Origin of the sequence: Mesorhizobium sp. M6A.T.Ce.TU.002.03.1.1 (genome assembly GCF_003997275.1) — a bacterium.
Lineage (GTDB): Bacteria > Pseudomonadota > Alphaproteobacteria > Rhizobiales > Rhizobiaceae > Mesorhizobium > Mesorhizobium mediterraneum.
This window is the reverse complement of the sequence record NZ_RZTI01000295.1, coordinates 1-741: the sequence shown is the minus strand read 5'-3', so window position 1 is coordinate 741 and position 741 is coordinate 1. Positions and strand designations below refer to the sequence as shown.

Here is a 741-nt window from a genome sequence, read left to right as displayed (position 1 = left end):
AGATGATCCGCGACACCCGCCTGCGCGACCGCGCGGTGCGCGAGATCGAGGAGCTGAAGAAGAAGGGCCTGTGGAATGCGTGAGCCTGGCGCTTCTCCCTTCTCCCCGTTTACGGGGAGAAGGTGCCCGAAGGGCGGATGAGGGGCAGCGCTGTGCGAGGTGGAAACGAGCCGAAGGTGGCGAGGGCCAGGCAGCTTCGAAAAGTCGAGAATGATGCCGAGGAATGGCTATGGCACGAACTGCGCGGGCGACGATTGAACGGCCACAAATTTGTTCGCCAACTACCGATCGGCCCCTATTTCGCCGACTTCGCCTGCCGCGAAGGCAATCTGGTTGTGGAAGTCGATGGAAGTCAGCACGCAAATCGATCTCAGGATCGATACAGGGATGAGACCATGAACAGGAACGGTTGGTCGGTGTTGAGGGTTTGGCACGCTGATGTCCTCACTGGCCGTAAGAGCGTACTGGATACGATCGTTGCGGCCTTGGATGGTCGGCTCAATCGGAAAATGATTGCTGTCGACGCGAAGTTTTTGCCCGCTTCAACGTCAGAGGAAAGATGATGAGCGTTTGCGCCGCCCCTCATCCGCCCTTCGGGCACCTTCTCCCCGTGAACGGGGAGAAGGAATAATGGCCAAGAAATCCGACCTTTTGCGCGAGAACGAGCTGATCTACGGCCGGCTGTTGACCATCGAGGAGCCGCATCTCATCCAGCGTTATAACAAGGCTTTGGTCGCCTTC

Annotated in this window: 1 protein-coding gene; it reads left to right on the top strand. The window is 58.4% G+C overall.

The window, feature by feature from the left end; translation table 11 throughout:
• Positions 1-152: 152 nt before the first annotated feature.
• Entirely contained in the window at positions 153-563 is a 411-nt protein-coding gene (locus tag EOC93_RS33605; RefSeq protein ID WP_127206762.1) for a DUF559 domain-containing protein, read from the top strand.
• The last annotated feature ends 178 nt before the right edge of the window (positions 564-741 follow it).